Raw genomic sequence first — 25,067 nt, forward strand, 5'->3', positions numbered from 1 at the left:
TGGGGTAACGCGGTCAATCAGTCTTGATTTTTGCCGCGACGCTTAGGCGCAGGAGGGGTGTAGTCGAGCACCGAGGCCACCTCAATCGCCATTGCTTCGGTAGGTAGCGGCCCGGAAACATCCTCGCCATTGGTGGCAGTAATGTGCCATTGGCCATCTTTGCCCTTGCCGACGGTGTACCCGTTGATGATTTTTGGTTCGGCCATCTATCTGTCTCGTTCGCTGTTTCAAAGTCGCCATGATACCGGCAAATGCTGGCGCTGGGTGATGATGCGCGTATGGTGGTAGATTCTTTGAGCTACGCTGATTTCGCTGCTCGATGATGCCAGCGGAACTATCCGCCAGAATATTTCTCTATGATGGCATCGGTTAGCCAGCGCGGGGCATTGTAAGGTGCACGCCGTCTGATTAGACTGCGCCGAAACTCGTACACACAGCCTTTTCAAGGACTTATATGATCAAGAAATGCTTGTTCCCAGCAGCCGGTTACGGTACTCGCTTCCTGCCAGCGACTAAAGCCATGCCTAAAGAAATGCTGCCGGTGGTAAACAAGCCACTGATCCAGTACGGCGTTGAAGAAGCTCTGGACGCTGGTCTGACGGAAATCTCCATCGTCACCGGTCGTGGCAAACGCGCTCTGGAAGACCACTTCGACATCAGCTACGAGCTGGAAAACCAGATCAAAGGCACCGACAAAGAGAAATACCTGGTCGGTATCCGCAAGCTGCTCGACGAGTGCTCGTTCTCCTACACCCGTCAAACCGAAATGAAAGGTCTGGGCCACGCGATCCTGACTGGCCGTCCGCTGATCGGTGACGAACCGTTCGCCGTGGTACTGGCGGACGACCTGTGCGTCAACCTTGATGGCGACGGCGTCCTGACCCAGATGGTCAAACTGTACAAGCAGTTCCGCTGCTCGATCATCGCGATCCAGGAAGTCGATCCGCAGGAAACCAGCAAATACGGCGTAATCGCTGGCGAGATGATCCGCGATGACATTTACCGCGTTCACAGCATGGTCGAGAAGCCAAAGCCGGAAGACGCTCCCTCGAACCTGGCGATCATCGGTCGTTACATCCTGACCCCGGACATCTTCGACCTGATCGAACAAACCGAGCCAGGCAAAGGCGGCGAGATCCAGATCACCGACGCCCTGATGAAACAAGCCCAGAACGGCTGCGTCATGGCCTACAAGTTCAAAGGCAAGCGTTTCGACTGCGGTGGTGCTGAAGGCTACATCGAAGCGACCAACTTCTGCTTCGAGAACTTCTACAAGACTGGCAAGGCTTACTAAGAGCGCTTGATCCGTTTGTAGCACCTTCGCACGATGTCATTTGTGTGAAGGCCAAAAAACGCCCCGATCGGTTCGGGGCGTTTTTTTTTGTGCCGAAAAAAGACACGGCCTCTTACCTTATCCATGGGATGCAAACTGAAACAAATGAGCGTTTGTCAGAAGGTGTATTCACTGCTGAACTGACGGGCTCTTGCCAGGGATGAGTGCAGGAGAGGCGTTTCACGGCATTGCTGTGGAATCATTTTTGGCAATAAGGAGAGTTGCCCGTGGTGTTGATAGCAAAGCCTGCAAGTAAAACGCGCTGGTTGAGTCTTGCGGTTCTGATGCTGCCAGTGTTGCTGGTGACCGTTGACAACACGGTGTTGGGATTCGCACTGCCAAAAATCGCCGAAGCGTTGCACCCAACCGCTAGTCAGCAACTGTGGATGATCGATGCCTACTCGTTGGTGCTGGCAGGTTTGCTGGTGTCGATGGGCAGCTTGGGTGACCGGATCGGGCATCGAAAATTACTGCTCGCGGGATCCTTCGGTTTTGCTGTCGTTTCTGTTTTGACTGCCTATTCCGAAACAGCCATGCAACTGATCATCGGGCGTGCCTGTATGGGTATTTTCGGCGCAATGCTGATGCCCTCGACTTTAGCGTTGATACGCTGGGTGTTTGAAGATCGCGAAGAGCGCCGACTGGCCGTGGCGATCTGGGCGACAACGTTGACGGTGGGTTCGGCGTTAGGGCCTTTGGTCGGCGGGGTGCTGCTGGAGTTCTTTGATTGGGGCGCCATTTTTCTATTGGCGGTGCCTGTGCTGATACCGTTATTGGTTTTGGGGCCGCTGTTTCTGCCTGAGTCGGAGCGGGATGCGTCAGGGCCGCTGGATCCAGTGAGCATTGTGCAATCGATGGTCGCGTTGGGGGCTATTGTTTACAGCGTCAAGCGTGGCGCCAGTGAAGGTATCGACGAGGTCGTTTTGATCACGTTTCTGATTGGACTGTTAGCAGGCTGGATGTTCGTGCGGCGTCAGTCGCGCCTTGCTGAGCCGTTGATGGACTTGAGCCTGTTTCGCAATGGTGCTTTCAGCAGCTCAATTCTGATCAATCTGATGAGCCTCGCTTTTCTTGTAGGTTTTGTTTTCTTCACCACTCAGTACTTGCAGATCGTTCTGCAGATGTCGCCGCTGAGTGCGAGTCTGGCGCTCGTGCCCGGGCAAATCATGGCGATCATCGTCGGGATGGCTGTCGTGCCGATTGCGAAACGTATGCCCGTGCATGTCCTGATTCCGATTCTGACTGGATTCGTCGGCGCGGCGTTTCTGCTGGTGGCGAGCATGGGCGGCAGTCTGGCGGTATGGGTGGCAGCGTTCGCCTTGCTAAATATCGGGGTGGGCGCGATTACGACAGTGACCAACGATGTGATTTTGTCTGCCGCGCCGCCGGCGAAGGCAGGCGCAGCCTCCGCAATCAGTGAGACCGCGTATGAAGTGGGTGTGGTGCTGGGCACTACTCTGCTTGGTGGCTTGGTCACGGCGTACTATCGCGGCGCTTTGCAACTGCCGGCCTTCTTGAGCGACATTCAGTTTATGTTGGCGAGCGAGACGCTCTCCGGCGCACTTTCTGTCGCCGCAGGGTTATCCGCTGAGCAAGCGCAAGTGCTGATGTTGCAAGCGGCGTTGGCGTTTGAGGGTGGTGTGGGGCTGGTGTCATGGGCCGCTTTCGGCCTGGCGCTCGTTGCGATGCTGATCACCTGGCGCACCTTGCGGATACCTGAAGCTAAGGCGGTGGAGGAGTCTTGGCGTTGCTAATGCAGGGCAAACTCGTTGGAGACTTGCTCAATGAGCGTCGGCAGGTATGCTGGTCGCCTGCCGAGGAGATAGAAATGGCCTACGATTTTGACCTTTATGTGATTGGTGCCGGTTCCGGCGGTGTGCGCGCTGCGCGTTTTGCTGCCGGTTTCGGCGCGAAAGTGGCGGTGGCCGAGAGCCGTTATCTGGGCGGTACCTGCGTCAACGTTGGCTGTGTGCCGAAAAAGCTGTTGGTGTACGGCGCGCATTTCGCTGAAGACTTTGAGCAAGCATCCGGTTTTGGCTGGAGCCTTGGCGAAGCGAACTTCGATTGGGCGACGCTGATCGCCAACAAGGATCGCGAGATCAATCGCCTCAATGGCATTTATCGTAACTTGCTGGTCAACAGCGGTGTGACCTTGCATGAGGCGCACGCCAAGATCGTTGGGCCTCATGAAGTCGAGGTCAATGGCGAACGCTTTACCGCGAAAAACATTCTGATCGCCACCGGCGGCTGGCCGCAGATTCCGCAAATTCCGGGGCACGAACACGCGATTGGTTCCAACGAGGCGTTCTTTCTCAAAGAGCTGCCTAAGCGTGTACTAGTGGTGGGTGGTGGTTACATCGCGGTTGAGTTCGCCGGGATTTTCCACGGTCTCGGCGCGAACACGACGCTGCTGTATCGCGGTGATCTGTTCCTGCGCGGTTTCGATGGTTCGGTGCGCAAACATTTGCAGGAAGAACTGACCAAGCGCGGTCTGGATCTGCAATTCAATGCCGACATCGCGCGCATCGATAAACAGGCCGATGGCAGCCTCAAAGCCACCCTCAAGGATGGTCGCGAGCTGGAGGCGGATTGCATTTTCTATGCGACCGGTCGCCGTCCGATGCTCGACAATCTCGGGCTGGAGAACACCGATGTGCAGCTCACCGACAAAGGCTTCATCAAGGTCGATGATCAGTACCAGACTACTGAACCGTCAATTCTGGCGCTGGGCGATGTCATCGGTCGTGTGCAATTGACGCCAGTGGCATTGGCGGAAGGTATGGCTGTAGCGCGCCGCCTGTTCAAGCCAGAGCAGTATCGTCCGGTCGATTACAAGATGATCCCGACGGCGGTGTTCAGCCTGCCGAACATTGGCACGGTCGGGTTGACCGAAGAGGAAGCGCGCGAGGCTGGCCACGATGTTGTGGTGTTCGAAAGTCGCTTCCGCCCGATGAAGCTGACCTTGACTGAATGTCAGGAGAAGACGCTGATGAAGCTGGTGGTGGACGGCAAGACCGACAAAGTTCTCGGCTGCCACATGGTCGGCCCGGACGCTGGCGAAATCGTCCAAGGCCTGGCGATTGCGCTGAAGGCAGGCGCGACCAAGCGCGACTTCGACGACACGATCGGGGTACATCCGACGGCGGCCGAAGAGTTTGTCACCATGCGTACACCGGTCGGCGCTTAAGCGTCCTTCGGTTTGGCCGAGTCTGGCGCTGCCGCAACGGTAGCCGCCAGACGCTGGCTTTCTTCCAGGCTCGCCTGCGTTTTGCTTAATTGCTTTTCCAGTGACTGATTGAGGAGCGCCTGCTCTTCGACGTTCTGTTTGAGTGTCTGACTTTCCAGTGTGGCCACGCGTAAACGTTCCTGGAGGAGGGTGCGTTCGCTGTCCATGCGCGCCGCTTGTTCCAGCAACTGATCCTGACGCTGATTGCTCTGCTTGAGCTGATCCTGCGTAAGGTTCAATTCGCGCTGGGTGCCACGGTTTTCCGTGAGCAAGCGCTCGTTATCGCGATGCAGTTGAGTGATCTCGTCCTGACGCACCAGTGCGCTTTGCTGTGCCTGACGCAGTTCCGCCTGAATCTGCTGCACCTGGCTTTCGTGGCGGCTCTGTTCCTGCTCGCGCTGCTCTTTGGTGGCGTTGCGGTAATGCTCAAGTGCGTCGCGAGCATGCAGGTGCTTTTCTTCCAGCGAGCGAATCTGCTCGTCCTTGTCCTGCAGGCGCAATTCAAAGTCGGCCAAGGCCTGATTCAAACCGGCGTTACGGGTTTGTTCGGTTTGCAGCATCGAGCGCGTGTTGTTCAGCGCTTCGGATTCGCGCGCCAGTGCTGCGCCTTGGATGTCGTGCTCATGCTCGATTTTTTCCAGCGCCTGACGAACCTGCTTCAGCTCCGATTCCAGTGCCTCACGCTGTTCCTCGAACTGCTCGCGAGCTTGTTCGATGGGCTCTTGCGCCTGTTCTTTCAGGCGCTGAGCGAGGCGGGAGACGAGGGCGGTCAACTCATCGTCGATGGGTTCTGCTGATGCTTCAGTCGGCTGAGCGCCATCATCCAGCTCTTTCAAATAGCGATGGATCGTGGTTTTCGAGCCGGTGTTGCCCATTTCAATGCGTACTGCATCGATGCTCGGGTGTTCTCCTCGAGCCAGAATCGCTGTACGCGCGATCTGCACCAGTGCTTTGGTAATGCCGCCACGGGCCATGTGAACTCCTACGGTTTCATACTGTGGTACATGCCACCTAAGTACGCAGTGTACCATGCTGAAAATAAAGTTAAATCATTGATATTAAAGACGCGGGATATACTGGTATTACCCAGTGTCAGGCGGCAAAATGAACATCTGCATCCTTGAATCAGTACGCCAGTGAGAAAACAGCCCATGAGCGATCTGGATCGCTATCTGCAAGCCGCCACCCGTGACAACACGCGCCGAAGCTATCGTGCAGCCATTGAACATTTCGAAGTGAAGTGGGGCGGGTTCCTGCCAGCCACGGCTGATAGCGTCGCGCGGTATCTGGTGGCGCATGCCGGGGAGTTATCGATCAACACGCTGAAGCTGCGTATGTCAGCGTTGGCGCAGTGGCATAACAGTCAGGGCTTTGCTGATCCGACCAAGGCGCCGGTGGTGCGCAAGGTGTTCAAAGGCATTCGCGCCCTGCACCCGGCACAGGAGAAGCAGGCCGAGCCGTTGCAGTTGCAGGATTTGCAGCGCGTCATCGATTGGCTGGAGCACGAAGCGCAAACCGCTAAAGAACAGCAGGATCGCCCGGCGCTGCTCAAGGCTTACCGCGACCGCGCCCTGATTCTTCTGGGATTCTGGCGGGGCTTCCGCAGCGACGAGCTGTGCCGCTTGCAGATTGAACATGTGCAAGCGCATGCCGGCAAAGGCATCACCCTATATCTGCCGCGCAGTAAGGGTGATCGGGAAAACCTCGGGCAGACCTATCAAGCGCCGGCGCTGCTAAAGCTGTGCCCGGTTCAGGCCTACATCGACTGGATCACCGAAGCAGCGCTGGTGCGCGGCCCGGTTTTTCGCAGCATCGATCGCTGGGGCAATCTGAACGAGGAGGGCCTGCATGCCAACAGCATCATCCCTTTACTGCGCCAGGCCTTGCAGCGTGCCGGGATCGCTGCAGAAAACTACACCAGCCATTCCCTGCGGCGCGGCTTCGCCACTTGGGCGCATCAAAGTGGTTGGGATTTGAAATCGTTAATGAGCTACGTCGGCTGGAAGGACATGAAGTCTGCGATGCGTTATGTCGAAGTCAGCCCGTTTCAAGGAATGGCGCGGATTACCGACGTGCCCGCCTAGATATCCATTTCTTCTATTAATACAGTTGCCTAATAGCCAAAACATATCAGCAGCATCAGGTTTGCCAATGAGCCATCCGTCGAGCGAGTGGTTAGGATTCTCCCATCGAATTCACAACCCTGACGGAGAGTCATCAATGCCTATCATCAACAGCCAAGTAAAACCGTTCAAAGCTACCGCGTTCAAAAACGGCGACTTCGTTCAAGTGTCGGACGCTGACCTGAAGGGCAAGTGGTCGGTCGTGTTCTTCTACCCAGCCGACTTCACCTTCGTTTGCCCAACCGAGCTGGAAGACCTGGCGGACAACTACGCTGCCTTCCAGAAACTCGGCGTAGAAATCTACAGCGTTTCCACCGACACCCACTTTGCCCACGCTGCCTGGCACAACACTTCGCCAGCCATCGGCAAAATCGAATACACCATGATCGGCGACCCGACCCACGCCATCTCCCGCAACTTCGACGTGCTGATCGAAGAAGTTGGCCTGGCTGACCGTGGCACCTTCGTGATCAACCCTGAAGGCCAGATCAAAATCGTTGAACTGAACGATGGCGGCGTTGGCCGTGACGCTTCCGAGCTGCTGCGCAAAATCAAGGCTGCTCAGTACGTTGCTGCTCACCCAGGCGAAGTTTGCCCAGCCAAGTGGAAAGAAGGCGAGGCCACTCTGGCTCCGTCCCTGGACCTGGTCGGCAAGATCTAAGTCTGTGACACGCAACTCAGGGCGGTACGCCGCACCTTCTTAAGTACGCTGCACCGCCCAAAAAAATGCCCGGGCGAGATTCGCTCGGGCTTTTTTTCGCCTCAAATAAAGGAAATCGCCCGTATGTTGGACGCCAATCTTAAAGCCCAGTTGAAATCGTACCTGGAACGGGTCACCCAGCCGATCGAGATCGTTGCTTCCCTCGACGACGGTGCGAAATCCCGTGAAATGCTGGAACTGCTGAAAGACGTCGCCAGTCTTTCGAGCCAGATTACTTTGATCGACAGCGGTGACGATCCACGCAAGCCATCGTTTTCGATCAACCGCCCGGGCGCCGACATCAGTCTGCGTTTCGCCGGCATCCCGATGGGCCACGAATTCACTTCGCTGGTGCTGGCCCTGCTGCAAGTCGGCGGCCATCCATCGAAGGCCAGCGTCGAAGTGATCGAGCAGATTCGCTCGCTTAAAGGCGAGTTCAGCTTCGAGACTTACTTCTCGCTGTCCTGCCAGAACTGCCCGGACGTTGTTCAGGCGCTGAACCTGATGGCCGTGCTCAACCCGAACATCCGCCACGTCGCCATCGACGGCGCGTTGTTCCAGGATGAAGTCAACGATCGCAAGATCATGGCCGTGCCGAGCATCTACTTGAACGGCGAAAACTTCGGCCAGGGCCGCATGGGCCTGGAGGAGATTCTCGCCAAACTCGACACCGGCGCCATTGAACGTCAGGCCGAAAAAATCAGCGCCAAAGAAGCGTTTGATGTGTTGGTCGTCGGCGGTGGCCCGGCCGGTGCTTCGGCAGCGATTTATGCCGCTCGTAAAGGCATCCGCACTGGCGTCGCCGCTGAGCGCTTCGGCGGGCAGGTGCTCGACACCATGGCCATCGAGAACTTCATTTCCGTACAGGAAACCGAAGGGCCGAAACTGGCCACGGCGCTGGAAGAACATGTCAAACAATACGACGTCGACATCATGAACCTGCAGCGTGCCGACAAGCTGATCCCTGGCAAAAACGGCGAGCTGCATGAAGTCCACTTCGCCAGCGGCGCGACCCTCAAAGCCAAGAGCGTGATTCTGGCGACCGGTGCGCGGTGGCGTGAAATGAACGTGCCCGGTGAGCAGGATTACCGCAACAAAGGCGTAGCGTACTGCCCGCACTGCGACGGCCCGCTGTTCAAAGGCAAGCGTGTCGCGGTGATTGGCGGCGGTAATTCCGGCGTTGAAGCAGCTATCGACCTGGCCGGTATCGTTGCTCACGTCACGCTGCTCGAATTTGATGTGCAACTGCGCGCCGATGCGGTATTGCAGCGCAAATTGCACAGCCTGAAGAACGTCACCGTGATCACCAGTGCGCAAACCACTGAAGTGACGGGCGACGGGCAGAAGGTCAACGGCTTGCGCTACAAGGATCGCAACAGTGATGAACTGCGCACGGTCGAGCTGGAAGGGATCTTTGTGCAGATCGGATTGTTGCCGAACACTGATTGGCTCAAAGGCACCATCGAGCTGTCGCCGCGTGGCGAGATCATTGTCGATAACCGTGGTGAGACTTCGATTCCGGGAATCTTTGCAGCGGGTGACGTGACGACTGTGCCGTACAGGCAGATCGTTATTGCGGTGGGCGAGGGCGCGAAGGCTTCGCTGAGCGCGTTTGATCACCTGATCCGGACTTCGGCGCCGGCGTAAGCTTTCAGCGCTGATAATAAAAAACCCGTGAGCGATCACGGGTTTTTTGTGCCTGGCACAAATTCAATTGTAGGAGTGAGCCTGCTCGCGATAACGGTGGTGCATTCAGTATTCTATTGACTGATACATCGCTATCGCGAGCAGGCTCACTCCTACAGAGGTTTTGTGCTGTCAGTTACATCGGCGCAGGCTGAATGATCTCAACCCAGTAGCCATCCGGATCCTTGATAAACGCCAGGCTCTTCATGCGGCCATCGGTCAAACGTTTCTGGAAATCACAACCCAGCTCTTCAAACCGTGCACAAGCAGCGACGATATCCGGCACCGAAATGCAGATGTGGCCAAAGCCACGCGGATCGGTGTTGCCGTTGTGGTAAGCGAAGTCGGCATCGTTTTCAGTGCCGTGGTTGTGGGTCAGCTCCAGAATGCCTGGAATCGACTTCATCCACTCGGTGCGAGCAGCAGCGTCGGCCGGGATCTGGGCTTTATCGACCAGTGCGAGGAAGTACAGGCTGAACTCGGCTTCCGGGAAATCGCGCTTTTCAACCAGCGAGAAACCCAAAACGCGGGTGTAGAAATCCAAAGACTTGGTGATGTCTTTCACGCGCAGCATGGTGTGGTTAAAAACGAAGTTGCGGGTTGCGCTGTCTGGCGCGGCGGTGACGCCGGGGAAAGTGTTCAGTTCGTGCAGGCTCATGGGCCCTCCAATAACAATGGGCGAGTGAATGGGCGCAATGATACGCATGCCAAACGGCATCGCCAAACCCAAAGCGCGGGCTTGCCCTGTGTGCGGGCGGGCCTCAGACTTTGTGGTTCAACTTTTGAGTGCCTTTGGTAATGATCCGACCGTGCAAATCCCTGTTGGTTTTCTTCGGCGTAGCCTTGATCAGCGCTGCAGCATTGGCCGATGCGCCGAGCATCACTTGGCCCGCGGGCTGGGAGGTGCAAACGCTGACGGACGCCGCGCCGCAGGTTTCACGTCAGCGCGCAGTCAAAAATGACGCCGACGGCAATCAGGTGATGGTGATGGAGCTGACCATGACGCCAGTCGAGAGCGGTCATCAGGTCAATCTGCAAGGCGTGTTGCTGGAAATGCGCAAGTCGATACAGAAGGACTTTTTTCAGAGCGGCTATCAAAGTGTTTGCAACCGCGTGCATCCAGCGAATCTTGGCTCGTTGAGTGCACTTGAAACGACTTGTACGGTGACTGAAAACGGTCGTCATGTGCTGTCGCAAACTTTGGTCGCGGCGGTCGGTGCGGACAAGGCTTATGTTCTTTCTTACGCGGGGCAGGCTGAGGTTTATAAGGCAAGCGCTGAGGAAATAGCGGCGGCTCGAAACAGCCTGAAACTTTAATTCGCCGTTCTGTGCTAGATACCCAAAGGCATTAAGCCGAAAGTTTAATTCCGGCAGCGTTCGCAACATTCAGCCAAGAAACAATAGATGCAAATGACTCGTGCGCGTTACACGTCAATCGCAACTTGCTTGGCGACATTCGTTGCATTTGTTAGATATCGTCAAAAAAAAAGCCCTGCTTCTGCAGGGCTTTTGTGTTGGCGTGAGATTAACCGCGCAACCAGGAATCAACGGTGGCTGCACCGTATTGTTCTTTCCAGGCTTTCAGGCCGCGGTGGTTGCCGCCCTTGGTCTCGATCAGTTCGCCGGTGTGCGGGTTCTGATAAACCTTGACCACGCGTGCACGGCGGGTCTTAGGGGCTGCGGATGTTTGCAGGCCGGATTTTGACGGGTTCGGATCGAGAATGGAGATGATGTCCTTCAGGCCTTTGCCGTAGGTTTTCATCAGCCCCTGGAGCTTTTCTTCGAATTCGATTTCTTTCTTGAGCCCGGCATCGTTCTTCAGCGATTCCAGCTGCTTGAGCTGTTCCTGAAGGGCCTTTTCAGCTGCACGAAATTCAGCGAGTCTGGACAATATCTTTACTCCAATAATGTATTTGGCTGATACCAACCGCAAACAAAGCTATAAGCCAAGAGCCTTGTAGCGACTCGGTGATAATGGCTCACCTGCCAATTCTGCACAGGCAACAAAAATTGTAGTTGTTAATGCGTCAAGAGTAAATCCTGTTGTTGTCTTCATGTAACAACAGCGATCTTTTGTATCAATTTGGTGCGCGCGGTCGGCGCACCCGGCTTAAGCCCATTTAGTTAATGATGAGTTAATGCACTAATGAAATCGGCAGCCGGCATCGGTTTGCCGTACAGATAACCCTGCTGGAAGTTAACGTTATGTGCGGTCAGGTAATCGGCCTGCGCTTGCGTTTCGACGCCTTCGGCAACAATACCCAGATCGAGCTTGGCAGAGAGTTCGATGATGAAATCGAGAATATGCCGCGACAGCGCATCAATACCGATCATGGCGACGAAGCTCTGATCGATCTTCAGGTAGTCGACATTGAATTTGCGCAGGTAACCGAGGCTCGAGTGCCCGGTACCGAAGTCATCAATGGCGATTTTCACGCCGAGGGTGTGCAATTGCTCGAACAGCTGACGAGTGATATCGGTGGGCTCGATCAGTTCGCGCTCGGTCAACTCAAGCACGAGCGTGATGCTGCCCGCCGTGAATGCCGAAAGAAACTCGCGGCAATCCTCGACCAGTTCCAGATCCTGGCAATGATTGGCGGTGATGTTGATGCCAATGTGAAATGGCGCGACAAACGTCGACGACAAAGGGCCGAGGAGGGCGGCAGTCTGCTGCATTAGCGCGCGGGTCATCGGCACGATCAGTCCGGAATGCTCGGCGAACGGAATGAACAGATCAGGCCGCACCAGCCCCTCTTTGGGATGGTTCCAGCGCATGAGCACCTCAGTGCCGGTCCATTTTTTACTGTCGCCATACACCACCGGTTGAAAGTACGGAATGAACTCACCGGCCTCCAGCGCACGTAACATTTCGTGGCTCGGCGAGGTCGAGCGCTTCTGCACGATGTGGCCAATCGCGCCAGACACCACGCCGAAAAAGATCAGCAGACTGAACAACGGTGGATATTCATCGCTCATGTACCGCCAGGTTTCACCTTCGGGGAATCCGGCACTGACGCTGAACGCATAATGCGATGAGTCACGCATGCTTTGCGCGACCGGCAGCGAGGGCAGTGCGCCCTGATGGGTTTTGCCGTCGGCGGACAGCCAGTTATCGCCGACTTGCAGCAACAACAAAGTGTCCCGACCAATGAGGCGCAGCACATTGCTCAAGTGATAACCGTCGAGGGTGGTCAAGGCGCCGCCGCGTCCTTCACTGAGGCGATAAATCAGCAGGGCGGTGTTGGGCGTCACCGGGTTGCCATTCATCAACCACAATTTGCCTTGCGCGTAATCGCCCGCATTGACGGGTTCACTGAACTCACCGAACAGCGAACTGCAATAAAGATTGTCGTCCCACACCAGATTGGTGGAGCGCACGAAAGGTCGACGGGTGACTTGCTCGCGCAACGCCAGCGTGACCGACTTGCACGGTTGCCCGGCCAATGGCAGCAGCTGTCGCGCCGCTTGCGCAGTGTTATCGAGCATCAGGTCAAACTGACGCAACGCTTCTTCGGCCGTGTGCGCCGTGCTCTGTTGCAACGTTCGTTCGGCCTGCATGTAAAGAATCACGCTGCCCAGAATCACGGGAAGCAAACCGCTGAGCAGCGTCACGATAAGGCGCGTGCTGCGTTTGCGGCGGGGTCTGACGGTTAACGGCATGGGCGCTTCCTGTCGCGTAAAAGTGGAGCTCTTGAATGTAGGCCGGGCAACCGTGCGCCGCCGAAAAAGAGATCAGGCAGAAGGGATGATAGATGGCGGATCGCGCTTGCGCCGCTCATCGGTGATGCATATGTGTTGCCAATTGGGTAAAAACCACGCCAGCGTCGAACAAACGCTTCGGTGAGCATCAAGGGGCAGCAATGATACGGCATCTGCGGCTCTTTTCCGTCGGCCCGACACGGCGAATCAACAGGGCCGGCGCTGTTCGGCCCCGGTGCCGCGCAAGGTTGAGCCCGATCAACCTGTGCAACAAACCCCTTGCGCCGGGCGCAAAAAAGCGGATTTTATAGGGAGGGCAGACAAGCCCATTTACGCTGTGTAGAATCGGGTTACGCATACAATAATAATCGTCTTCTGGCAGCAGAAGCCTCGCCCGCAAGAGCCTTGGGTCGACAATGAAGATATTCGGGTTTCAACTGATCTACGGTGACTTCCTCGCCCGCAGTGTGCGCGGCATCTCCTGTGCGCCACCCACCGACCTCGCATGACTGACAAATAACCCTGGTTAATTGATAAGAAATGATGAGGCGTCACCATGACAGACTTATACGAAAACCCAATGGGCCTGATGGGCTTTGAATTCATCGAGCTCGCATCGCCGGTGCCGGGCACGCTGGAGCCGATCTTCGAGATCATGGGCTTCACCAAAGTCGCCACCCACCGCTCGAAGAACGTGCACCTGTACCGTCAGGGCGCGATCAACCTGATCCTCAACAACGAACCCAACAGCGTTGCTTCGTACTTCGCGGCCGAGCACGGCCCGTCCGTTTGCGGCATGGCGTTCCGCGTTAAAGACTCGCAAAAAGCCTACAACCGCGCATTGGAACTCGGCGCTCAGCCGATCCACATCGAAACCGGCCCGATGGAGCTGAACCTGCCGGCGATCAAAGGCATCGGCGGCGCGCCGCTGTACCTGATCGACCGTTTTGGCGAAGGCAGCTCGATCTATGACATCGACTTCGTGTTTATCGAAGGCGTTGACCGCAACCCGGTGGGCGCTGGCCTGAAGATCATCGATCACCTGACGCACAACGTGTATCGCGGTCGCATGGCTTACTGGGCGAACTTCTACGAGAAGCTGTTCAACTTCCGTGAGATCCGTTACTTCGACATCAAAGGCGAATACACCGGCCTCACCTCGAAAGCGATGACCGCGCCGGACGGCATGATCCGCATTCCGCTGAACGAAGAGTCGTCCAAGGGCGCCGGCCAGATCGAAGAGTTCCTGATGCAGTTCAACGGCGAGGGCATTCAGCACGTGGCGTTCCTCAGCGATAACCTCGTGGAAACCTGGGATCGCCTGAAGAAAATCGGCATGCGTTTCATGACTGCGCCGCCGGAAACCTATTACGAAATGCTCGAAGGCCGCCTGCCAAACCACGGCGAGCCAGTCGATGAACTACAATCGCGCGGCATCCTGCTGGACGGTTCGTCCGAGTCGGGCGACAAGCGTCTGCTGCTGCAGATCTTCTCGGAAACCCTGATGGGCCCGGTGTTCTTCGAATTCATCCAGCGTAAAGGCGATGATGGTTTCGGCGAAGGTAACTTCAAGGCGCTGTTCGAATCGATCGAGCGTGACCAGGTGCGTCGTGGCGTGCTTGCGACTGAGTAATCCGCTGACGATATGAAAAATCCCGGCCTGCAGAGATGCAGAGCCGGGATTTTTTTAAGATCAAAAGATCGTCCGATCGCGGCCCGAGCCTTCGGCAGCTCCTACAGGGAAAATGCATTCCAAATGTAGGAGCTGCCGAAGGCTGCGATCTTTTGCTTTTAAGGACGGCGTTGACGCATCAGGTGTTTAAAGCCTTCGAACACCAGCACAATCACCGCCAGCCAGATCGGAATGTACGTCAGCCATTCCCCCGACTTGATGCTCTCACCCAGCAACAACGCCACGCCGAGCAACAACACCGGCTCAACGTAACTCAACAATCCAAACAGACTGAACGGCAGCAAACGGCTGGCAATGATGTACACCACCAACGCCGACGCACTGATCAAACCGAGCAGCGGAATCAGCCACATCAGCCCCGGGTATTGATCGAACACGCCGAAACCTTGCTCGCCACCCTGCACAAACCAGTAGGCAATTGGCAGCATGAGCGTCATGTCGACCCACAAACCACCGAGGTGATCGGTTTTCAGGTATTTGCGCAGCACGAAGTACAGCGGATAGCCGATCACGACCACCAGCGTCGCCCAGGAAAATCCGCCGACCTGATACAACTCGTTCAACACGCCGAGACTGGCGAAGAACACCGCAATCTTTTGCAGGTACGACAGACTTTCGCCGTAGGCAATCCGCCCGGTCAGCACCATCGCCAGCGGCAGCAGGAAGTAGCCCAGCGAGACATCGAGGCTGTAGCCGTTGAGCGGCGCCCACATGAACAGCCACAGTTGCACGCCGAGCAGGGCGGCCGAGACGATCAGGCCGGCGATCAACTTTGGCTTCGCGGCCATCAGCCGAACCAGCTCCAGCACCCGCCGCCATTCCCCGGACACCAGCATGAACACGGTCATGCACGGCACAGTGAGCAGCATCCGCCAGCCAAAGATTTCCACGCCACTCAACGGGGTGAGCAGCGAGGTGTAGTAATACATGACGGCAAACAGCACCGAGGCCGAAACCGATAAAGCGATACCTTTAGACAAACTGTCCTCGCGGGTGGGTGATCAAACGGGGCGCGAAGGATACGTGGTTTTTGTGCTGAATATTGGCCGGATGGTCATTATTTTCAACACATACAGATGAGCAATTGTAGAAGCTGCCGAAGGCTGCGATCTTTTGATTTTGCTTTTTAAAGATCAAAAGATCGCAGCCTGCGGCAGCTCCTGCACGGGGACGTCAGGTTGTGTGGGGTTTACGGCCAGACACAAAATGGCTCACATCGTTGAAGCCCGGCGTCGACGCATGTCCCGGTGTCACCAGCGAATCGATAAATGCTTCATCCTCGGCCGTAATCTTCACCGCCTGCGCCTTGGTGTACGCATCCCATTGCTCTTCAGTCCGAGGCCCGACAATCGCCGAGGTCACCGCACTGTTGTTCAACACCCAGGCAATCGCAAACTCAACCATGCCGACGCCACGCTGTTCTGTGTACTGCTGAATTTGTTGAGCAATACGCAACGACTCCACGCGCCATTCGGTTTCCAGAATGCGTTTGTCCTGACGCCCGGCGCGGCTGTTGGCGTCTGGCGTTACGTCCGGCGCGTACTTGCCGCTGAGCACGCCACGGGCGAGCGGGCTGTAAGGCACCACGCCGAGGCCGTAAGTTTGCGCGGCAGTGATCTGCTCGGTTTCGGCTTGGCGATTGACGATGTTGTACAGTGGTTGGCTGATCACAGGGCGATCGACGCCGAGTTGGTCGGCGATGCGGATCACCTCGGCAATCCGCCAGCCACGGTAATTCGACAGGCCCCAGTAGCGAATCTTGCCCTGACGAATCAGGTCGCCAATCGCTGAAACGGTCACTTCCAGCGGCGTGTTGTGGTCTTCGCGGTGCAGGTAATAGATGTCGAGGTAGTCGGTGCCGAGCCGCGTCAGGCTCGCATCAATTCCATTGAAAATATGTTTGCGGCTCAAACCGCTGCGGTTCGGCACGCCGTCCACCGGGCCGAAACCGACCTTGGTCGCCAGCACCCAGTCATGGCGATGACGGGCAATCGCTTCGCCGACGATTTCTTCCGAACGGCCCTGGGTGTAAACGTCGGCGGTGTCGATGAAGTTGATGCCCTGATCCCAGGCCTTGTCGATGATGCGCAACGAATCTTCGGCGCTGGTTTGTTCGCCAAACATCATCGTGCCGAGGGTGAGGGTGGACACCTTTAACCCCGAGTGACCCAGTGTGCGATAGCTCATGCCGACATCCTTTTATCGGTGGGAAAGCGTTAATCAAATACCAGAAGCGTGGTGCGGGGCAAAGTGAATTGTTGTGCTCGTTAAACGCAAAAAGATCGCAGCCTGCGGCAGCTCCTACAGGAAACGTATTAAGGTAGGAGCTGCCGCAGGCTGCGATCTTTTGACTTTTGCTGTTATTTAAGCCCGCAACGTCCGCGTCATCCGCAGCGCCAGCAAACTTCCGCCGACAATCACACCCGCCAGCAGATACAACGCCGCATCGGTCGAACCGGTGCTGTCCTTGACCCAACCCACCAGGTACGGGCTGAGGAACCCAGCCATTTGCCCCATCGAGTTGATCAACGCCAGACCACCGGCAGCAGCACCTGCGCTCAGCATCGCCGTCGGCACCGGCCAGAACATCGGCAAACCGGTCAGCGCGCCCATGGTCGCAATGGTCAGGCCAAGAATCGCAATCGCCGGGTTAGCCGCGAAATTCACCGCAATCACCAGACCGATTGCGCCCATCAGCATTGGCACCACCAAGTGCCAGCGACGTTCTTTGCGCAAGTCCGCCGAGCGGCCGACTACCAGCATAAATACCGCTGCCAGCAGATACGGGATCGCACTTAACCAGCCAATCACCAGGTTATCGCTGAAGCCAAGGTTTTTGATGATCGACGGCAGCCAGAAGTTGATCGCGTATACGCCGCTCTGGATGCAGAAGTAGATCAGGCCAAACGCCCAGATCGCCGGGTTCTTGAACACTGCGAGCAACGAGTCGGACGTGGTCTTCGGCTTGTTCGCCAGATCTTCAGCCTGATCCGCCTCAAGCACTGCGCGCTCATGCGGGGTCAGCCACTTGGCGTTGGCGAAGCTGTCGCTCAGCAGGAAGTACGCCAGCAAGCCGAGCACCACGGTTGGAATGCCTTGCAGCAGGAACATCCACTGCCAGCCGGCCAGACCACCTTGGCCGGCGGCGAAGTGGTTGAGAATCCAGCCGGAGAACGGGCTGCCGAGCAAACCGGAAACCGGGATCGCCGACATGAACAGCGCCATGATCCGGCCGCGACGGAACGTCGGGAACCACTGCGAGAGATACAGCACGACGCTCGGGAAGAACCCGGCTTCGGCCGCACCGGTAAACAGGCGCAGGGTGTAGAACTCGGTAGGTGTGGTGACGAACAACAGGCAGGTCGACAGCGTGCCCCATGTGATCATCATCACCGCAATCCAGCGCCGCGGACCGAACTTGGTCAGCGCCAGGTTGCTCGGCACGCCGCACAGCACGTAGCCGATGAAGAAAATACCGGCACCGAGGCCGTATACGGTTTCGCTGAATTTCAGTGCGTCGAGCATCTGCAGTTTGGCAAATCCAACGTTGACCCGGTCGAGGTAGTTGAACAAGTAGCAGATGAAGATGAAGGGGATTAAACGCAGGGTGATGCGTTTATAAACGGCATTTTTATCGTCGTCTTTGGTCTGGGTAGCTGCGGCGCTGTGCGACATAGCGGCTCTCTCTTTATTATGATTTTTTGCGATGCACAGGTTAACGTTGATCGCCCCGAGAGTCTCGGTCACCTGTGGCCGGATTGTCTTTGTGCCTGAGCACAGGGTTTGCCGCCAGACCCTGTGCGGCTGAACAACTGTCAGTGCCAGAAATAAGGATTGCCGCCGTTATGTTCGAACTCGATCACGACCTTGCCCAGGACATCGTCGACCGGGCCATGGCCATTTTGCCCTACAACGTCAATGTCATGGACAGCCAGGGTCTGATTCTGGGCAGTGGCGAACCGGAGCGCATCAACACTCGTCACGAGGGTGCGCAACTGGTGTTGGCCAACGGTCGCGTGGTCGAAATCGATGCGCAGACGGCGGTGCATCTCAAGGGCGTGCAGCCGGGGATCAACCTGCCGCTGCTACTCGATCAGCGTTTGATCGGCGTGCTCGGCATCACCGGCGAGCCGGAATTGCTGCGCACCTACGCCGAATTGGTGCGCATGACCGCGGAAATGCTCGTCGGCCAGCGCAATCAGCAGGCCGAGCAGCAATGGCGGCGTCAGCGTTGTGATGATCTGCTGGCGTTGCTGTTGAGTGAGGCGGGCGATTCGCCGCGTCTGGTCGATGAAGCGCAGCAACTAGGGCTCAAGCCGCAATTGACGCGGATACCGTACCTGTTTGAACTGGGTCTGGAGCACGGGCCAGGGCAAACAGTCGAGGCGCTGAGCGCGTGGCTGACCTCGCGCTATCCGGACAGTTGGTGCGTGAGTTCGGCGAAGACTTCGTTGCTGTGGTGTCGGCCGGCGAGCCAGAACGTCGAGCACGATCGTTTGCTGGAGAAACTCGATGGCCTCGGCTGGAAGGTGTTGCGCATTGCGGTCGGTGGGCAGGCGGACGGCCTTGGCGGGTTGCGGCGTTGTTATCGTCGCGTGGGAGATTTGCTGGCTTATGGTCGCGAGGTGTTGCCGCACTCGCGTTTGCTGACGCTCAATCGTTATCGACTGCCGGTGATGTTGTGGCGGCACCGCAACGATGATGCGCTGGATGAACTGCTCAAGCCACTGCGCAAGGTCATCGCCAAGGACGCTAACGGCCAGTTATTGGCGACGCTGCGCAGTTGGTGCGAGCACGACGGCCAGAGTCAGGCCTGTGCGGATGCGCTGGGGATTCATCGCAATAGTCTGCGATATCGAATGGAGCGGATTGCCGAGCTCAGTGGGGTTGATCCGCTGCGGCTGGATGGGATGTTGGCGCTTTATCTTGGGGTGCAGCTGTTGCCGCAGACTGACCTTGGTTAATTCGGGGTTTTCGAATGCGCCATCGCGAGCAGGCTCACTCCTACATTTGAAATGCATTCCCCTGTAGGAGTGAGCCTGCTCGCGATGGCGGCGGGACATTCACCACAAAGTCTTTTGTGAAAATGAACAATAAACGCCCGCGCCACTTGTGCAGCGGACAGGCGTCAATGCGCATGCCGACTGGCAGCATGAGGGGCATTGGAACTGGAGAATTCGCATGAAAATCGTCATCGCCCCCGATTCGTTCAAGGACAGCCTGAGTGCCCAAGGCGTTGCCGAAGCCATTGCCCTTGGCCTGGCGCAAGTCTGGCCGCAAGCCACTTTGGTGAAATGCCCGATGGCCGACGGTGGCGAAGGCACGGTCGAGTCGATTCTCGCGGCCTGCGAAGGCGAACTGCGCCGCACCCGCGTGCGTGGCCCGTTGGGCGCGCCGGTTGAGGCGGCGTGGGGCTGGTTGCCGCATAACCACACCGCGATTATCGAAATGGCCGAGGCCAGTGGTTTGCAACTGGTGCCGCCGGGGCAGCGCGATGCGTGCATCAGCAGCACGTTCGGCACCGGTGAATTGATTCGTGCGGCGCTGGATGCCGGCGCGCAACGGGTAATTCTGGCGATTGGTGGCAGTGCGACCAATGACGCGGGTGCCGGGGCGATGCAGGCACTCGGCGTGAAATTGCTCAATTCGCAAGGACAAGCATTGGTGCCGGGCGGTTTGGCTTTGGCGCAACTGGCGCGACTGGATTTGAGTGACCTTGATCCGCGTTTGGCCGCAGTGCGTTTCGACATTGCCGCCGACGTGAACAATCCGCTGTGCGGCCCGCACGGTGCCTCGGCGATTTTCGGCCCGCAGAAAGGTGCTTCACCGGCGCAGGTTCAGCAACTGGATCTGGCCCTCGGCCATTTCGCCGAATTGTGCGCGCAGGCGTTGGGCAAAGACGTTCGTGATGAGCCGGGCAGCGGCGCAGCGGGTGGACTGGGTTTCGCCGCCAAGGCGTTTCTTGGCGCACAGTTTCAGGCTGGCGTTGAAGTGGTGGCCGAACTGGTTGGTCTCGCCGAAGCAGTGAAAGGTGCGGATCTGGTGATCACCGGGGAAGGGCGTTTCGATGCGCAGACCTTGCGCGGCAAAACCCCGTTTGGCGTGGCGCGGATTGCCAAGCAGCACAGCGTACCGGTGATCGTGATCGCTGGCACCTTGGGCGAGGGCTATCAGGAACTCTACGGTCACGGCATCGATGCCGCATTTGCCGTGACCAGCGGCCCGATGACGCTGGAGCAAGCGTGCGCCGAAGCGCCGCGTTTGCTGCGTGAACGCGCGACCGATATCGCGCGCGTCTGGCAGATGGCTCACCGTAATTTCTAAACCGCAAAGAGAACCCCTGTGGCGAGGGGATTTATCCCCGTTCGGCTGCGCAGCAGTCGCAATACCTGTACGCGCGGTTTACCTGACAGATTGCTGGGGGCCGCTTCGCAGCCCAACGGGGATAAATCCCCTCGCCACAGGGGTTGCGTTGGTGTTTCATTGCTGTAACACCCTGAAAAATATTTGCGCTTTACCCGCAACCTTCCTCAAGCCTGGCCGATACAGCAATCAGGCGAGCACAAGCATTCTAAAACAGTGACGCCGGACTGAAGCCCACCCCCACGGGCCAGTGATCAGGGCATGGACGCTCGTCGCTTCTATCATCCGAGAGTCCAACTATGTCCTTGCGTAACATGAACATCGCCCCGCGTGCTTTCCTCGGTTTTGCTTTTATCGCTTTGTTGGTGATCGTGCTCGGCGTGTTCGCCGTCAATCGCATGACCACCATCCGCCAAGCCTCCATCGACATGGACACCAACCAACTGCCCAGCGTCGGTTATCTCGGTGTTGTAACCGAGAACGTCCTGCGCCTGCGCATTTTGTCGTTTCGGGTGTTAGTCAATCGTGAGCCGGCGAGTTTGCAAGAAGCGCAAACGCGAATCGGCGTGCTCGTCGACAAGGTTCGCAGCGCTCAGGCCAGCTATGCCGCATTGCCGGCCGGCGGCGAAGAACTCGCGCAGTACAAGGCGTTCGCCGCGACGCTCGACAATTACATGCAAGCGCAAAATGAGATGATGGAGCTCTCGCGTCAGGACAAGGTCGATGAGATGCGCACCCTGATCAACACGCGGATCAAGGACGGCACCGACCAGATGGGCGAACAGCTCAACAAGCTGATCGCAATCAACGCCACTGACGCGAAAACTGCGTCCAGTCAGGCTGGTGAACATTATGACAGCGCCATCACCGGCATCATTATCGTCGCGGTGGTTGCCTCCCTTGCCACAGTGTTGCTGGCGCTGTTGCTGACCCGCAGCATCGTCACTCCGTTGAATCGCGCCGTGCTCGCGGCGCAAACCATTGCCGACGGCAACCTGAGCAAAACCATCGAAGTCGACGGCAACGACGAACCGGCACGTTTGCTTCAGGCACTGGCGTCGATGCAGACCAACCTGCGCAAAACCATCGAACAGATCGCCGGATCCGCCACGCAACTGGGCGCGGCCGCCGAAGAACTCAGCGCGGTCACCGAAGAAGCCTCCCGTGGCCTGCAACAGCAAAACAACGAAATCGAACAAGCCGCCACCGCCGTCAACGAGATGACCGCCGCCGTCGAAGAAGTCGCGCGCAACGCCGTCTCGACCTCCGAAGCCTCAAACCAGTCAACCCAAGCCGCCCGCGAAGGTCGCGATCAAGTGGTGAAAACCGTCGACGCGATTCAGACCATGACCCACGACGTGCAGAACACCGCGCACATGATCGAAGGCCTGGCCACGCAAGGACGCGACATCGGCAAAGTGCTCGACGTGATCCGCGCCATCGCCGAACAGACCAACCTGCTCGCGCTCAACGCCGCCATCGAAGCCGCCCGTGCCGGTGAGGCCGGTCGTGGTTTTGCCGTGGTGGCCGATGAAGTCCGCGCCTTGGCCCATCGCACCGCGCAGTCGACCCAGGAAATTGAAAAAATGGTCGCCGGTATCCAGAACGGCACCGGTGAAGCGGTCTCGTCGATGCAGCAAAGCAACCAGCGTACCCAATCCACCCTGGAAATGGCCCGCGCCGCCGGTGTGGCGCTCGAGCAGATCACCCAGTCGATCCATCAAATCAACGAACGCAATCTGGTCATCGCCAGCGCCTCGGAAGAACAGGCGCAAGTCTCGCGCGAAGTCGATCGCAACCTGGTCAACATCCGCGACCTGGCCACGCAATCTGCAGCCGGGGCCAACCAGACCAGCGCTGCGACGCATGAGCTGTCGCGTCTGGCGGTGGATTTGAATGCGATGGTGGCGCGTTTTGTGATTTGATCGCGTGACTGCGCAATTAAAAAACTGAAACACAGGAGTGCTTCAGTTTTCTCAGTTCGAGTTCTGCATTCAGGTCAATTTAACGCTGATGGTTTTGCTCCTGGATTGTGTGCTTACATTGCCGGCACGATCCTTTAACGTATAAAAAACCGGCCAGTTGCCGTTACCTAATTTGCGGGCAACGTCGCCCTTCAATTCGATAAACGTATCCGAGGTTGCATCATTGACCTTTGCCGTTGAAACAGGATCGTCGAAGCTGCCGAAATAAAGCTCAATGACATCACCCGGTCGCTGATCCAAGTACTGCCGAATGTAGATAATGACCTTGTCTTGGTTTTTATCTAGATAGTCGGTGGTGATTCCATCACGAATTACTTCATCTGGAACAACGGGTGAGGCGGCCGGACTACCATAATTCGGCGGTGTTTTGTCTACTGTGAAAAAAGCAGGATTCGAATCTGACGGATTGCCACCGAAGATCACTTGGACGCGAACCTCGTAAATGCCTTCGGCATCAAAGTAATTCTGGTGAATTTCGGAAGCGATAGGAAGTTGAACCGGCGTAGTGGTGAAGTGGCTTCCGGCGTAGGCCAAAGCAGTCCCCCTCAAACCAACCAATGCCCTTAATTCAACAGGTCTGCCGGGCGGAGGCGGAGGTTCTATTGGAGCTTCCACTATCGTAATGCTCAGAGGGTAGGCCAGCTGTTGGATGGGCAATAGATTCTCTTGGCCATCAGGAATGTTGCCGAGAGCTCCTTCAATAATTGGAGGCGCAAAGTACTGTATTTCTTTATCTGAAACTGACATGTCGTTATTCCCTTTCAACACATGCAATGGGTTGGATTTTGCACGCCTATATAACCGATGAAAGTCGCAACGCGTCTACTGTCAGAGTTGACAGGTGTTGCCCATTATCAAAATCAATCATATTGAAACGTTTTTGGGCGAGTTAATGCTTTCTGGCGCTGGCGCGTTTTGTGATTTGAGATAGGGTGAAGGCTGGAATCCGCGCCATCAGGAGACGTACATGCGCTATTCAGCCTTGACCCAACGAATCGCCGGGGAAGGAGCCGCTGCCTGGCAGATTCACGACCGCGCGCTGGAGCTACGCGCCGAGGGGGTCGATGTTTTGTTGTTGAGTGTGGGCGATCCGGATTTCGATACGCCGTTGCCGATCATTCACGGTGCCATCGACAGTTTGTTGGCCGGCGACACGCATTATTCCGAAGTACGTGGCCTTACGGCGTTGCGCAAGTTGATTGCCGAGCGGCATCGGCGGCGCAGTGGTCAGGCCGTCGATGCTGACAATGTGATCGTCATGCCGGGTGCACAATGTGCAGTGTATTCGGTGGCGCAATGTTTGCTGGATCCCGGCGACGAGGTGATTGTCGCTGAGCCGATGTACGTGACTTACGAAGGGGTGTTCGGTGCTTGCGGGGCGAAAGTAGTGCCGGTGCCGGTGCGGCCGGAGAATGGTTTTCGCGTGGATCCTGCCGATGTCGCCGCGCGCATTACGCCGAAAACCCGCGCCATGTTGCTCAACAGTCCGAACAATCCCAGCGGCGCGAGCCTGTCATTGCTGATCTGGCAGGAACTGGCGGCGCTGTGTATTCGTCATGATCTGTGGTTGATCAGCGACGAGGTTTACAGCGATCTGCTCTATGAAGGCGAGCACGTCAGCCCGGCGAGTTTACCGGGCATGGCTGAGCGCACGGCGACGATCAATAGTCTGTCGAAATCCCATGCGATGACCGGGTGGCGCATCGGTTGGACAATCGGGCCGAAATCGTTGGCCGAGCACTTGGTCAACCTGTCGTTGAGCATGTTGTTCGGGCTGCCGGACTTTGTGCAGAAAGCGGCAGAAGTGGCGTTGGCGACGGATTTGCCGGAGGTCACGCAGATGCGTGAGGAGTATCGCTTGCGCCGGGATCTGGTCTGCGATCGCTTGCGCGGTTGCCCTGGCTTGCACCCGATCCGGCCGGATGGCGGGATGTTTGTGATGGTCGATGTGCGCCAGACCGGGTTGGGCGCGCAGGCGTTTGCTTCGCAGTTGCTGGAGGGTTATGGGGTGTCGGTGTTGGCCGGTGAAGCGTTCGGGCCGAGTGCGGCGGGGCATATTCGCATTGGGTTGGTGGTCGATCGGGTGAAACTGGCGGATGCTTGTGCGCGGATTGCGCTGTGTGCGGCGCAGCTTTTACAGGTGCGCAGTGCCTGATGGATATGTGTTGCTTTCACCGGCCTCTTCGCGAGCAAGCTTTGCTCCTACAGGTGCAATGCTGATCTGCTTTTGTAGGAGCAGAGCTTGCTCGCGAAGGCGGC

At 57.2% G+C, this 25,067-nt stretch carries 21 protein-coding genes; 12 read left to right on the top strand and 9 right to left on the bottom strand.

What is annotated here, in order from left to right; all coding sequences use genetic code 11:
• Positions 1-17: 17 nt before the first annotated feature.
• On the bottom strand, positions 18-206 hold the full coding sequence (locus tag QMX93_RS07030; RefSeq protein WP_053120372.1) for a hypothetical protein: 189 nt from the start codon (positions 204-206) through the stop codon (positions 18-20).
• Positions 207-454: 248 nt separating this feature from the next.
• Between QMX93_RS07030 and galU the strand changes: the two genes are divergently transcribed.
• The 3 genes from galU to gorA all read left to right on the top strand — a co-directional run bounded on the left by galU (position 455) and on the right by gorA (position 4,520).
• Positions 455-1,294 carry a UTP--glucose-1-phosphate uridylyltransferase GalU gene (gene galU / locus QMX93_RS07035; protein WP_053120371.1) on the top strand — a complete coding sequence of 280 codons (840 nt, stop codon included), beginning with the start codon at positions 455-457 and terminating at the stop codon, positions 1,292-1,294.
• A gap of 266 nt (positions 1,295-1,560) precedes the next feature.
• The gene (locus tag QMX93_RS07040) at positions 1,561-3,087 is read left to right on the top strand and encodes an MFS transporter (protein ID WP_282354004.1); all 1,527 of its coding nucleotides are present in this window, start codon (positions 1,561-1,563) and stop codon (positions 3,085-3,087) included.
• Positions 3,088-3,161: 74 nt separating this feature from the next.
• Positions 3,162-4,520, top strand: coding sequence for a glutathione-disulfide reductase (gene gorA / locus QMX93_RS07045; RefSeq protein ID WP_282354006.1), 1,359 nt, complete (start codon positions 3,162-3,164; stop codon positions 4,518-4,520).
• Here the strand turns inward: gorA and QMX93_RS07050 are convergent.
• Complete coding sequence (locus QMX93_RS07050) at positions 4,517-5,533, bottom strand: DNA-binding protein (protein ID WP_282354013.1); 1,017 nt, start codon at positions 5,531-5,533, stop codon at positions 4,517-4,519. The genes gorA and QMX93_RS07050 overlap by 4 nt on opposite strands.
• 177 nt (positions 5,534-5,710) lie before the next feature.
• Here QMX93_RS07050 and QMX93_RS07055 point away from each other — a divergent pair, with 177 nt between their 5' ends.
• From QMX93_RS07055 to ahpF, 3 genes are all read left to right on the top strand, one after another.
• Positions 5,711-6,643, top strand: a complete 933-nt coding sequence (locus QMX93_RS07055; protein ID WP_282354015.1) for a site-specific integrase — start codon at positions 5,711-5,713, stop codon at positions 6,641-6,643.
• 136 nt (positions 6,644-6,779) lie between these two features.
• On the top strand, positions 6,780-7,343 hold the full coding sequence (gene ahpC / locus QMX93_RS07060) for an alkyl hydroperoxide reductase subunit C (protein ID WP_007912224.1): 564 nt from the start codon (positions 6,780-6,782) through the stop codon (positions 7,341-7,343).
• A 123-nt stretch (positions 7,344-7,466) separates the two neighbouring features.
• Positions 7,467-9,029, top strand: a complete 1,563-nt coding sequence (gene ahpF, locus QMX93_RS07065; RefSeq protein WP_282354033.1) for an alkyl hydroperoxide reductase subunit F — start codon at positions 7,467-7,469, stop codon at positions 9,027-9,029.
• A 175-nt stretch (positions 9,030-9,204) separates the two neighbouring features.
• On the opposite strand, the gene gloA is transcribed toward ahpF, so the two are convergent.
• Entirely contained in the window at positions 9,205-9,726 is a 522-nt protein-coding gene (gloA, locus tag QMX93_RS07070) for a lactoylglutathione lyase (RefSeq protein WP_053120360.1), read from the bottom strand.
• A gap of 140 nt (positions 9,727-9,866) precedes the next feature.
• On the opposite strand from gloA, the gene QMX93_RS07075 reads away from it, so the two are divergent.
• The gene (locus QMX93_RS07075; RefSeq protein WP_282354036.1) at positions 9,867-10,385 is read left to right on the top strand and encodes a DUF4946 domain-containing protein; all 519 of its coding nucleotides are present in this window, start codon (positions 9,867-9,869) and stop codon (positions 10,383-10,385) included.
• A gap of 208 nt (positions 10,386-10,593) precedes the next feature.
• On the opposite strand, the gene QMX93_RS07080 is transcribed toward QMX93_RS07075, so the two are convergent.
• On the bottom strand, positions 10,594-10,959 hold the full coding sequence (locus tag QMX93_RS07080) for a histone-like nucleoid-structuring protein, MvaT/MvaU family (protein WP_053120358.1): 366 nt from the start codon (positions 10,957-10,959) through the stop codon (positions 10,594-10,596).
• 233 nt (positions 10,960-11,192) lie between these two features.
• Positions 11,193-12,728 carry an EAL domain-containing protein gene (locus QMX93_RS07085; RefSeq protein WP_282354038.1) on the bottom strand — a complete coding sequence of 512 codons (1,536 nt, stop codon included), beginning with the start codon at positions 12,726-12,728 and terminating at the stop codon, positions 11,193-11,195.
• A gap of 595 nt (positions 12,729-13,323) precedes the next feature.
• Here QMX93_RS07085 and hppD point away from each other — a divergent pair.
• Positions 13,324-14,400: a 4-hydroxyphenylpyruvate dioxygenase gene (gene hppD / locus QMX93_RS07090; protein ID WP_282354040.1), complete on the top strand. Its 1,077-nt coding sequence runs from the start codon at positions 13,324-13,326 to the stop codon at positions 14,398-14,400.
• A 158-nt stretch (positions 14,401-14,558) separates the two neighbouring features.
• Here hppD and rarD read toward each other — a convergent pair whose 3' ends face one another.
• From rarD to QMX93_RS07105, 3 genes are all read right to left on the bottom strand, one after another.
• Positions 14,559-15,440 (bottom strand): EamA family transporter RarD, encoded by an 882-nt coding sequence (gene rarD, locus QMX93_RS07095; RefSeq protein ID WP_212550961.1) that lies wholly within the window; start codon positions 15,438-15,440, stop codon positions 14,559-14,561.
• Between the two features lie 193 nt (positions 15,441-15,633).
• Entirely contained in the window at positions 15,634-16,647 is a 1,014-nt protein-coding gene (locus tag QMX93_RS07100) for an aldo/keto reductase (RefSeq protein WP_282354042.1), read from the bottom strand.
• Between the two features lie 177 nt (positions 16,648-16,824).
• On the bottom strand, positions 16,825-18,135 hold the full coding sequence (locus QMX93_RS07105; RefSeq protein ID WP_282354044.1) for an MFS transporter: 1,311 nt from the start codon (positions 18,133-18,135) through the stop codon (positions 16,825-16,827).
• A gap of 170 nt (positions 18,136-18,305) precedes the next feature.
• Between QMX93_RS07105 and QMX93_RS07110 the strand changes: the two genes are divergently transcribed.
• From QMX93_RS07110 to QMX93_RS07120, 3 genes are all read left to right on the top strand, one after another.
• Positions 18,306-19,424 carry a sugar diacid recognition domain-containing protein gene (locus tag QMX93_RS07110; protein ID WP_282354047.1) on the top strand — a complete coding sequence of 373 codons (1,119 nt, stop codon included), beginning with the start codon at positions 18,306-18,308 and terminating at the stop codon, positions 19,422-19,424.
• A gap of 217 nt (positions 19,425-19,641) precedes the next feature.
• Positions 19,642-20,784 (top strand): glycerate kinase, encoded by a 1,143-nt coding sequence (locus QMX93_RS07115; RefSeq protein ID WP_282354049.1) that lies wholly within the window; start codon positions 19,642-19,644, stop codon positions 20,782-20,784.
• A gap of 338 nt (positions 20,785-21,122) precedes the next feature.
• Positions 21,123-22,748, top strand: coding sequence for a methyl-accepting chemotaxis protein (locus QMX93_RS07120; protein ID WP_282354051.1), 1,626 nt, complete (start codon positions 21,123-21,125; stop codon positions 22,746-22,748).
• 69 nt (positions 22,749-22,817) lie between these two features.
• Here the strand turns inward: QMX93_RS07120 and QMX93_RS07125 are convergent, their stop codons facing one another.
• Positions 22,818-23,555: a hypothetical protein gene (locus QMX93_RS07125; protein WP_282354054.1), complete on the bottom strand. Its 738-nt coding sequence runs from the start codon at positions 23,553-23,555 to the stop codon at positions 22,818-22,820.
• 220 nt (positions 23,556-23,775) lie between these two features.
• Here QMX93_RS07125 and QMX93_RS07130 point away from each other — a divergent pair, with 220 nt between their 5' ends.
• Positions 23,776-24,963, top strand: coding sequence for an aminotransferase class I/II-fold pyridoxal phosphate-dependent enzyme (locus tag QMX93_RS07130; RefSeq protein ID WP_282354056.1), 1,188 nt, complete (start codon positions 23,776-23,778; stop codon positions 24,961-24,963).
• Positions 24,964-25,067 lie beyond the last annotated feature (104 nt).

It is taken from the genome of Pseudomonas sp. PS01303, from assembly GCF_029959385.1.
GTDB lineage: Bacteria > Pseudomonadota > Gammaproteobacteria > Pseudomonadales > Pseudomonadaceae > Aquipseudomonas > Aquipseudomonas rustica.

What these genes read in the sequence shown, in the direction of transcription:
- QMX93_RS07030 (WP_053120372.1), bottom strand. Translation starts at nt 206, where the DNA reads ATGGCCGAACCAAAAATCATCAACGGGTACACCGTCGGCAAGGGCAAA.
- galU (WP_053120371.1), top strand. Translation starts at nt 455, where the DNA reads ATGATCAAGAAATGCTTGTTCCCAGCAGCCGGTTACGGTACTCGCTTC.
- gorA (WP_282354006.1), top strand. Translation starts at nt 3,162, where the DNA reads ATGGCCTACGATTTTGACCTTTATGTGATTGGTGCCGGTTCCGGCGGT.
- QMX93_RS07050 (WP_282354013.1), bottom strand. Translation starts at nt 5,533, where the DNA reads ATGGCCCGTGGCGGCATTACCAAAGCACTGGTGCAGATCGCGCGTACA.
- QMX93_RS07055 (WP_282354015.1), top strand. Translation starts at nt 5,711, where the DNA reads ATGAGCGATCTGGATCGCTATCTGCAAGCCGCCACCCGTGACAACACG.
- ahpC (WP_007912224.1), top strand. Translation starts at nt 6,780, where the DNA reads ATGCCTATCATCAACAGCCAAGTAAAACCGTTCAAAGCTACCGCGTTC.
- ahpF (WP_282354033.1), top strand. Translation starts at nt 7,467, where the DNA reads ATGTTGGACGCCAATCTTAAAGCCCAGTTGAAATCGTACCTGGAACGG.
- gloA (WP_053120360.1), bottom strand. Translation starts at nt 9,726, where the DNA reads ATGAGCCTGCACGAACTGAACACTTTCCCCGGCGTCACCGCCGCGCCA.
- QMX93_RS07075 (WP_282354036.1), top strand. Translation starts at nt 9,867, where the DNA reads ATGATCCGACCGTGCAAATCCCTGTTGGTTTTCTTCGGCGTAGCCTTG.
- QMX93_RS07085 (WP_282354038.1), bottom strand. Translation starts at nt 12,728, where the DNA reads ATGCCGTTAACCGTCAGACCCCGCCGCAAACGCAGCACGCGCCTTATC.
- hppD (WP_282354040.1), top strand. Translation starts at nt 13,324, where the DNA reads ATGACAGACTTATACGAAAACCCAATGGGCCTGATGGGCTTTGAATTC.
- QMX93_RS07100 (WP_282354042.1), bottom strand. Translation starts at nt 16,647, where the DNA reads ATGAGCTATCGCACACTGGGTCACTCGGGGTTAAAGGTGTCCACCCTC.
- QMX93_RS07105 (WP_282354044.1), bottom strand. Translation starts at nt 18,135, where the DNA reads ATGTCGCACAGCGCCGCAGCTACCCAGACCAAAGACGACGATAAAAAT.
- QMX93_RS07110 (WP_282354047.1), top strand. Translation starts at nt 18,306, where the DNA reads ATGTTCGAACTCGATCACGACCTTGCCCAGGACATCGTCGACCGGGCC.
- QMX93_RS07115 (WP_282354049.1), top strand. Translation starts at nt 19,642, where the DNA reads ATGAAAATCGTCATCGCCCCCGATTCGTTCAAGGACAGCCTGAGTGCC.
- QMX93_RS07120 (WP_282354051.1), top strand. Translation starts at nt 21,123, where the DNA reads ATGTCCTTGCGTAACATGAACATCGCCCCGCGTGCTTTCCTCGGTTTT.
- QMX93_RS07125 (WP_282354054.1), bottom strand. Translation starts at nt 23,555, where the DNA reads ATGTCAGTTTCAGATAAAGAAATACAGTACTTTGCGCCTCCAATTATT.
- QMX93_RS07130 (WP_282354056.1), top strand. Translation starts at nt 23,776, where the DNA reads ATGCGCTATTCAGCCTTGACCCAACGAATCGCCGGGGAAGGAGCCGCT.